This window comes from bacterium (genome assembly GCA_030019025.1).
Taxonomy (GTDB): Bacteria; Hydrothermota; Hydrothermia; order UBA1063; family UBA1063; genus UBA1063.
This window is the reverse complement of record JASEFR010000030.1, coordinates 1-8606: the sequence shown is the minus strand read 5'-3', so window position 1 is coordinate 8606 and position 8606 is coordinate 1. Positions and strand designations below refer to the sequence as shown.

The following is an 8606-nucleotide window of genomic DNA, read 5'->3' as shown; positions in this document are numbered from 1 at the left end:
TAAACTTTTCGATATAAAAATCACCAAACTTATCACGGGTTTCGTTAACTGCGTCCCAAAATTCTTGTTCACTATGTACAATTTTTACCCCGAGGCTCGAACCTTCGTACCTTGGTTTTACAACAGAAGGGATCCCAATATTTTTTAGAGCAATTTCTGCTTCCTCTTTCAAATTTTTATTTGTTGGAATGAAGTGATAAGGAGGTGTGTTGATATTGGCAAATTGCATTATCTTTTTTGTCATTATCTTGTCCATTCCTATTGCGGAGGCAAGAACACCAGAACCAGTATAAGGGATTCCCATCAGTTCCAGCATACCTTGAATTGTTCCGTCTTCCCCGGGCTTCCCATGCAAGATTATAAAGGCTACATCGGTAAAGCCGGGTTTGATTTCTGTGATGTTTTCTCTTGTTAAGTCAAAAAAGAAGGCATTAAAACCCTGTCTTAACAGGCTCTCATAAACCTTTTCGCCCGATCTCAACGAAACTTCACGTTCACCAGACCAACCACCACAAATAACTGTTATTCTCTTGCCTTTTAGGCTTTCTTTGAGTTGGGAAAAGTCCATAAACCTCAAAAGCTGTTAGGCATTAACCTTCTTATCTTTTTAAGCTCGGTTTTATCAACAAGGGTTGGCCTTCTTAGATTTCTCCTTTTTTTGGCATTTTTCCCTATGAGAAGGTGGCTCTTAAAGGCCTTGAATCTTTTTACCTTTCCCGTTGCTGTTACTTTAAACCTTTTTTGAGCAGAACGCTTACTTTTAACCTTAGGCATCTTCGTCCTCCTTTTTTATTTTGCGTTTCTTAAGAGGAAGGTTAGATTTTTCCCTTCCATTTTAGGGGGTACTTCAACTTCTGCTTCACCTTCAAGTTGTTGAACTATTTTCTCGTAAATCTCATTACCCCATTCAGGGTGAACTAATTCTCTCCCTTTGAATCGAATAATAACCCGAACTTTACTTCCGTCTTCAAGAAACTCCCTTATTTTCTTTAGTTTCACATTCAGGTCGTGATCAGATATTCTTGGACTCATAGTAATTTCTCTGACTTCACCCTGTTGTCTCTTCTTTGCTTCTTTTTGCTTCTTTTGCTCTTCATATTTTAGTTTTCCGTAGTCCAATATTTTACATACAGGGGGATTTGCGTTGGGTGAGACTTCAACCAGGTCAAGCCCGTATTCGTATGCGAGTTTTAATGCATCCTTTGTTTTCATTATACCAAGGTGGGAACCGTCGGGTCCGATCACCCTTACTTCATAGGCTCTGATTTTTTCATTTACCCTGTATAGTTCTTCTTTATTTCTCTTCTTAAAGTTTGGTGTTAAGTATGGTTGAGTATCTCTGCTAATGGCTGTTACCTCCTTTAATTTCCTCTTTTAAAAAATTCAAAAATTCTTCAAGAGACATTTTCCCAAGATCTCCAACTCCATGTTTTCTCACAGAAACCAAATTCTGTTCCATTTCTTTTTTCCCTATAATGAGCATGTAGGGAATTTTCTCAATCTCTGCGTCTCTAATTTTTGCACCCAGCTTCTCATCGGACCTGTTGATTACTACTCTTAATTCGTTGTCCTTAAGGGTTTTATAGATATTGTTCGCATACTCTAAGTTTTCTTCAGAAATCGGGAGTACCGCTACTTGTACAGGTGCCAACCAGACGGGAAAGTTTCCACCGTAGTGTTCTATTAAAGTAGCGAAAAACCTTTCCATCGATCCGAATAAAGCTCTATGGATTAAATAGGGCCTTTTGTCTGCGCCATCTTTGTCCCTATACGTTACATCAAATCTTTCTGGCAAATTAAAATCAAATTGTATAGTTGTGCATTGCCAAGAACGGCCGAGTGCATCTTTTATTGTAATGTCAATTTTTGGCCCGTAAAATGCGCCAGCTCCTTCGTCAATTCTATAAGGAATTTCGAGCTCGTTGAGAGCGTTCATCAGTGCTTTAGTTGCTTCCTCCCACATTTCTGGACTTCCAACGCTATCCTTAGGTCTTGTGGAGACAAATACTTCGTAATCTTTAAACCCAAATTTGTTAAGGATAAAGTATGCAAATTTCACTACTTCCTTAATTTCGTCTAAAATTTGGTCGGGTCTTGCGAAGATGTGAGCATCATCCTGAGTAAAGCCTCTGACTCTGAGTAGTCCATGTAAAACACCTGATCTTTCATATCTATATACCGTTCCAAGTTCACAGTACCTAATTGGTAGATCTCTGTAGCTCCTTACCTTTGTTTTGTAAATCATAATGTGAAATGGGCAATTCATAGGCTTTATGTAATATTGGTTGTTGTCCAATTCCATCTGGGGATACATGTTTTCCTTGTAGTAACTCAAGTGGCCTGAAATTTCCCATAATCTTGAACGACCAACATGAGGAGTGTAGACCAGTTGGTAGTCACGCTTTAAGTGCTCTTTTATCCAGAATTCTTCTATTACCCTCCTAATTGCTGCACCCTTAGGGTGCCATAGGACGAGTCCGGGACCAATTTCTTCGTGTATTGAAAAGAGGTCAAGTTCCCTACCCAGCACCCTATGGTCTCTTCTTTTTGCCTCTTCCAATTTGTTTAAGTAATCCTGCAATTGCTCTTCAGTGGGGAATGAAATTCCATAAATTCTCTGCAACTTTGCATTGTTTTCGTCGCCTCTCCAGTAGCTTCCTGAGGAGCTTAACAGTTTTACAGCTTTTACATACGATGTGTTGGGCAAATGGGGGCCACGACAAAGGTCGGCAAAGTTTCCCTGCTTGTAAACAGAAACTATGTCTTCCTGTATTTCGTTGAGAATTTCAATTTTGTAGTCTTCACCAATTTTCTTGAAATACTCAATAGCCTGATCTTTCGGTAGTTCGATACGTTCAATTGGTAGACTTCTCTCAATTATTTCTCGCATTCTGTTCTCTATGTTCTTCAAATCTTCTTCTGTAAAGTTATAACCGTTAGTATCAAAATCGTAGTAAAACCCATTTTCAATAGCTGGGCCGATGGTAACTTTGAAGTCGGGGAAGAGTTCTTTTACTGCTTGTGCCATTATGTGGGAAGTGGTATGCCAGTATGTTTCGCGACCCACTTCAGAATTAAAATCTAAAAGGATAACTTCTTGCTCAATTCCAGTAAGCTTATATGTTAAATCCTTTGGTACGCCATCAACCAATGCTACAATGTAATTCTTATTCTCACCAATAAGCTCAAGGATTGACTTTCCCGCTACTTCTTCTTGCAACAAATTTATAACTTCATTCCCTTTCTTAAGTTTCATATAGTTCTATATATTAACGTTTTTCCCTTGTTTTTCAAAATAGGAGGAACACACCCCCTCCCGATTTACAAATTATTTTATTACAAGCTGAATCATAAACTTTTCGAAGGTGATTAAGAGAGCGAACTGCAGTATCAAAATCACAAGGCCTGTTTTGAACATATCGATAACCTTGAGTTCTCCAGAGCTGTAGACAATGGCATTAGGTGGAGTGCTGATAGGTAGTAACATGGAAGCAGATGCGGAGAGGCCTATGGCAATGACCAGAATAGCCTGGTGTACTGGGTCTAAATTTAGTCCCATAGCAAGAGGGATTATTAGTGCTGCGGTACTGGTATTTGACATAAAGTTCGTGATTATGGCGGTTATACCAGCAAGGAGAGCAAGCTGAGCAGCAAAGGAAAGATTGCTTATTCCAAGGGAGTTTACTATGTATGCCCCGAGGCCGCTTATTTTGAATGCTTCTCCAAGAGAGAGTCCGCCACCCATTAATATTAGTACATCCCAGCTGAGGCTGTTGAAATCGTCCCTTTTTAAAATGCCAAAGGAGAAATAAATCAGAACCGGGACTAAGGCCACAAAAGCAGCGTCCACCTTGTGGAGAGATTCAGTGAGCCATAATAACGCGGTGATAATTGATACGATTATAACTACCTTCACTCTTGGATCGTTTCTTTTTGAGGCATCTGGAGATACGTGCATTTCAACTTTGTCAACCTTGTGGGGAAACAGAAAATATAAAATGACCCACGCCAATACGGTTAATAAAACCACGTAGGGGAAGGCGAAGAAGAACCATTTGGCAAAATTCACGCCGGCACCGGCCTTTTTGAGGTAATCAAGGGCTATAGCATTAGGAGGGGTACCAATTGGTGTTCCCATTCCACCGATGTTAGCTCCAAATGCTATGGCTATTAGTAGAGCCTTTGCGAAATTTTTATCACTTAGTTTCTTCACAACAGGGAGCGTGACAGCGAGCATAAGTGCTGTGACTGCTGTGTTTGACATCCACATGGAGAGGAATCCAGATACTGCAAGAAATGCAAAAAGGGTGATTCCTGGTTTTCCGCCGGTGTTTTCAATGATTTTTTCTGCTACAAGTTCGTCTATTTTGTAGGCTTCAAGCCCCTTAGCAAGCACAAAGCCGCCCAAGAAAAGTAGTATAGTTGTGCTAAAAAACGGAGATAAGAACGCAGAAGGTTTTGCTCCTTCTAATTTGGGTAGTAGCCATAATATTTCAAGCATGAGGATTACAAAAGAAGTCACATAGAGCGGAACTATTTCAAAAATCCATAAAATCGCAGCCACAATGAAGATTATTGCTGTTATCTTCTGGGGAAGAGTCATAGAAGTCATCACAGGCAAACGATACAAGAGTATCGCAATCAACGCAGTTAAAAGAATGCTGAATAACTTTTTCCACGTATTCATTTTTATAACCTCCTATTTAGAGTTTAAAAATGCTTTATAGCCACTGTAAGTCATGAAAACATCAACTTTGGAGGCAATTTCAAAGGGTGAATGCATTGATAGAAGTGGCGGTCCAGCGTCAATAACTTCCATTCCATATTTTGCAAGATATTTAGCCACAGTGCCTCCTCCTCCTTCATCAACTTTCCCAAGTTCAGCTACCTGCCACGCGACATCATTCGCATCAAAGATGTTTACAATTTTTGCAACGAACTCAGCATTTGCATCATTTGTTGAATATTTACCTCCTGAGCCTGTGTATTTAGAAATGGCAATCCCATATCCGAGTTTTGCTGCATTTTTCAGTTCGTGAACCTCTTTCCAGTTTGGATCCACTCCAGCGGTAACATCACCTGAAATAGCCTCACTCTTTGAAAGAACTTCTCTTATCTGTGAATAGCCTTCAATACCATTTTCTTTAAGAATCTTACTTATGACGTTCTCTATTATTAGAGATTGAGCCCCTGTACTTCCATCAGATCCTATTTCTTCTTTGTCAAAGAGAACTACTAAAACATGCTTATTTGGATTTTCTGCGTCTAAAAGAGCCTTTACGGCCGTGTAAGCGCAAACTCTATCATCCTGGCCATATCCGCCAACCATTGACCGGTCAATGCCAACATCTAAAGCTTCTCCCTGAGGAACTATCTCAAGCTCAGCGGAAATGAAATCTTTTTCTTCAATATTGTACTTATCTTTAAGCAGCTGTAAAACATTATGTTTAACCTTTTCTTTGATTTTCTCGTCTTGCGTTTCAAAGGGTATATGTCCGAAAAGAAGATCCAGTTTTTCACCGTGAATCGCTTCGGAAATGTTTTTGTTTGCCTGAACATTTCTTGATAGGTGTGGCAAAATGTCGGTAAAGGTGAAAACAGGGTCTCCAGGTTCATCGCCAATGTTTACTTGGAGAACGGCCCCATCAGGTTTGACTACGACTCCGTGAATTGCCATGGGTTTGGTTACCCATTGGTACTTCTTAATGCCTCCGTAGTAGTGGGTTTCAAGCAACACGAGGTCAGTATCTTCATAAACAGGGTTGGGCTTAATGTCTATCCTTGGGGCATCAATGTGTGCCGCTATTATTCTGAATCCTTCGGTGATCTTTTCGGTGCCTCTTCTGTAGAGTATGAGACTTTTGTTCTTTATGTTATATGTTTTTATGCTTGGTTCGTTCTTAACTAGATTCTCAAAAAATTCTACGACTTCCCTTTCGGTTTTCGCCTTTGACAAGAATTTCCGGTATTCTTCAGCAAAAGTGTGAATTTTCTGATGATCTACCCTGTTCCATGCGTTCTTAAAGTCCATAACTCGCCTCACCTGTAAAATTCAGGTCTTGGAATATTTTCCAATGTTCCATGGGTCAATTCGTGTTTTCTAAGGAGTGATTCCCAATTTTCGTCAACCATTTTCTGAATATATTCTACTTGCGATTCGGTAAGGTGTTTAAATCTGCCCTGAAGTTTAAGGTATTCAGCAACCGGTAATTTTTTAGGGGGTAAGTAGCTCACGGTATAGTGTTTACCATTTTCGACTTCGTAGAGTGGGAAGATCCCCGTTTGTGTTGCAAGGCGTGCAACTTGAATACTTATATCAGAAGGCATTTTCCAACCAGGGGGACAAGGTGCAAGAATATGAATAAACCTAAACCCCTTTATCTCTTTTGCTTTTTTCACTTTTCGCACGAAATCTTCTGGGTAAGCCACATTAACTGTAGCCTGGTAAGGTATTTTATGAGCTGCAAGGATTTCATCAATGTTTTTCTTTGGCTTGTCTTCAGGATGTTTTACGGGTGTAGTTGTAGTCCAGGCACCCCATGGTGTGGCACTGGATCTCTGGATTCCCGTATTCATATAGGCTTCGTTGTCGTAAACGAAATAGATTATATCTTCGTTTCTCTCTGCAGCGCCTGATATTGCTTGAATTCCAATGTCAAAGGTACCCCCATCACCTGCCCAAGCGAAAACTGTGGTATCCTTGAAACCTCTCTTGGTCAAACCCGCTTTTAAACCGGTAGCAGAAATTGCCGCAGTCTCAAAAGCAGTATGAAAAACGGGAATTTTCAATGCATGATAGAGCACATCTCCTGAAATGATTGTCCAGCAACATGCTGGAATAGTTGCAACGGAATTTTCTCCAAGGGCTTTTAAAGCCAACCGCATTGCAAGAGCTCCACCACAGCCCTGACATGCGGCATGTCCACTGTAAAGTAACTCATCCTGTGGAATGTTCCAATTTTTCATAATCATAGTTTAACCCCCTTCCAGACAATTTCTTCCATATCTTCACGTTTTTTCATGTCATGGTAGATATCAATGAAATCTTTAATAGTAATATCTCTGCCACCTAATCCTGCGATGTATCCATGAACCTGTGGCCTCTCTTTGAGCGGATAGAGAGCTGATTTGATTTCCTGGTAGAAAATCCCATGGTAACCAAAAGAAATGTTCCTGTCAAGAACCGCCACTTTTTTTCTACCTTTTAATGCTTCTCTAACTTTATTGAATGGAAATGGCCTTATTACCCTGATCTTTAGAAGTCCAACTTTTTCTCCCTGCTTTCGGAGTTCCTGAATAGCAACCCTGGCGGTGGAAGTTGTAGCACCCACGGTCACGATTACGTACTCTGCATCGTCCATCATATATTCTTCTACAAGGTCGTAGTTTCTCCCGAACATTTCGCCAAAGAGTTTACCTTCTTTTTCAAAAATTTCTACCGCCTTTTCCATTGCTTTTTGCATTTTATAACGGAACTCCATGTATGTATCAGGTGCAGCAAGGGCTCCATATCCAAAAGCCTTTCCGGGTTCTATTGCCACCATAGGTTTATATGGTGGGAGAAATTTATCTACTTTTTCTTGGTCATAGATTTCAACAGGCTCTGAAGTGTGCGAAAGTACGAAGGCATCAAGGATTACCATACATGGAAGGTAAACCTGTTCCGCTACTTTGTATGCGAGAATGATGCTATCAAAGGCTTCTTGGTTTGATTCTACGTATATTTGCATCCAGCCTGTATCTCTCTGGGAAAGGGAGTCGTTTTGATCCGTCCAGATAGACCATGGAGGAGCCATTGCCCTGTTAATGTTCGCCAAAACTATTGGGAGTCTTGCTCCTGCTGCCCAGTGAAGCATTTCGTGCATTAAGGCTAGTCCCTGGGCTGAAGTAGCGGTAAATGCCCTTGCCCCTGCAGCAGATGCTGACACACAGGCGGACATTGCGGAGTGTTCTGATTCCACATTTACGAAAATGGCGTCCAAGATGCCATCTGCTACCATTTCTGAAAGGAGTTCTACCACCTGAGTTTGAGGTGTAATCGGGTAAGCTGAAATTACTTGGACCCTTGAAACCATCGCACCATACGAGACCGCATGATTTCCAGTTAAAACTTTTTTAATGGACATAAAGGTCCTCCTTATTTTTCTGGAATAAGTTCAAGAACGCCTCTTGGGCATTCATTTACGCAAACACCACAACCCTTACAATAATCGTAGTCAAAGGACGGGAAGTTATCTATCCACCTAACTGCATTATCTGGGCAAAATACATAGCAGTTTCCACAAGAGTTGCATGTACCACAAGAGAAACACCTCAAGGCTTCTTTTATCGCTTCTTCTAAGCTTTTTATTTCAGGTATTGCTTTTTCGTGATTGAAATAATCTGTAATAATCTCTTTATAAGAGACAACCCGAGGCAATCTCTCCTCTTGGTATTCTTTACCCTCTTTCTTAGATGTAAGATAAAGGGCAACAGAGAGGCCATTCTTTATACCTCTTGAAATGTCTTGCTCTTCAGCAACAACAAAAATCTTTTCATCCTCAGTTTTACCTACTTTTGTATATACAATGTTTATATTTTGAGCATTAGCGGAGGAGAGGAGAATG

The 8606-nt window shown here is 40.5% G+C and carries 9 protein-coding genes; all 9 read right to left on the bottom strand.

The window, feature by feature from the left end:
* The coding region (locus QMD82_07540; protein ID MDI6851767.1) for a D-alanine--D-alanine ligase at positions 1-568 on the bottom strand (568 nt) is incomplete at its 3' end.
* Positions 569-573: 5 nt separating this feature from the next.
* Positions 574-774, bottom strand: coding sequence for a 50S ribosomal protein L35 (rpmI, locus tag QMD82_07535; GenBank protein ID MDI6851766.1), 201 nt, complete (start codon positions 772-774; stop codon positions 574-576).
* Between the two features lie 15 nt (positions 775-789).
* A complete protein-coding gene (gene infC / locus QMD82_07530) occupies positions 790-1347 on the bottom strand; it encodes a translation initiation factor IF-3 (protein MDI6851765.1) in 558 nt (185 codons plus the stop codon).
* Positions 1343-3256, bottom strand: coding sequence for a threonine--tRNA ligase (thrS, locus tag QMD82_07525; GenBank protein MDI6851764.1), 1914 nt, complete (start codon positions 3254-3256; stop codon positions 1343-1345). The genes infC and thrS overlap by 5 nt, the downstream gene beginning before the upstream one ends.
* A gap of 72 nt (positions 3257-3328) precedes the next feature.
* Positions 3329-4687: an SLC13 family permease gene (locus QMD82_07520; protein MDI6851763.1), complete on the bottom strand. Its 1359-nt coding sequence runs from the start codon at positions 4685-4687 to the stop codon at positions 3329-3331.
* A 12-nt stretch (positions 4688-4699) separates the two neighbouring features.
* On the bottom strand, positions 4700-6031 hold the full coding sequence (locus QMD82_07515) for an aminopeptidase (GenBank protein ID MDI6851762.1): 1332 nt from the start codon (positions 6029-6031) through the stop codon (positions 4700-4702).
* Between the two features lie 8 nt (positions 6032-6039).
* Positions 6040-6966 carry a 3-methyl-2-oxobutanoate dehydrogenase subunit beta gene (locus QMD82_07510; protein ID MDI6851761.1) on the bottom strand — a complete coding sequence of 309 codons (927 nt, stop codon included), beginning with the start codon at positions 6964-6966 and terminating at the stop codon, positions 6040-6042.
* A 2-nt stretch (positions 6967-6968) separates the two neighbouring features.
* Positions 6969-8126 carry a transketolase C-terminal domain-containing protein gene (locus QMD82_07505; protein ID MDI6851760.1) on the bottom strand — a complete coding sequence of 386 codons (1158 nt, stop codon included), beginning with the start codon at positions 8124-8126 and terminating at the stop codon, positions 6969-6971.
* 11 nt (positions 8127-8137) lie between these two features.
* On the bottom strand, positions 8138-8606 hold a 469-nt coding region (locus QMD82_07500; protein ID MDI6851759.1), incomplete at its 5' end, for a 4Fe-4S binding protein.

Excerpts from the sequence above, each read along its gene's own strand:
- rpmI (MDI6851766.1), bottom strand. The coding sequence starts at position 774 with ATGCCTAAGGTTAAAAGTAAGCGTTCTGCTCAAAAAAGGTTTAAAGTA.
- thrS (MDI6851764.1), bottom strand. The coding sequence starts at position 3,256 with ATGAAACTTAAGAAAGGGAATGAAGTTATAAATTTGTTGCAAGAAGAA.
- QMD82_07520 (MDI6851763.1), bottom strand. The coding sequence starts at position 4,687 with ATGAATACGTGGAAAAAGTTATTCAGCATTCTTTTAACTGCGTTGATT.
- QMD82_07515 (MDI6851762.1), bottom strand. The coding sequence starts at position 6,031 with ATGGACTTTAAGAACGCATGGAACAGGGTAGATCATCAGAAAATTCAC.
- QMD82_07510 (MDI6851761.1), bottom strand. The coding sequence starts at position 6,966 with ATGAAAAATTGGAACATTCCACAGGATGAGTTACTTTACAGTGGACAT.
- QMD82_07505 (MDI6851760.1), bottom strand. The coding sequence starts at position 8,126 with ATGTCCATTAAAAAAGTTTTAACTGGAAATCATGCGGTCTCGTATGGT.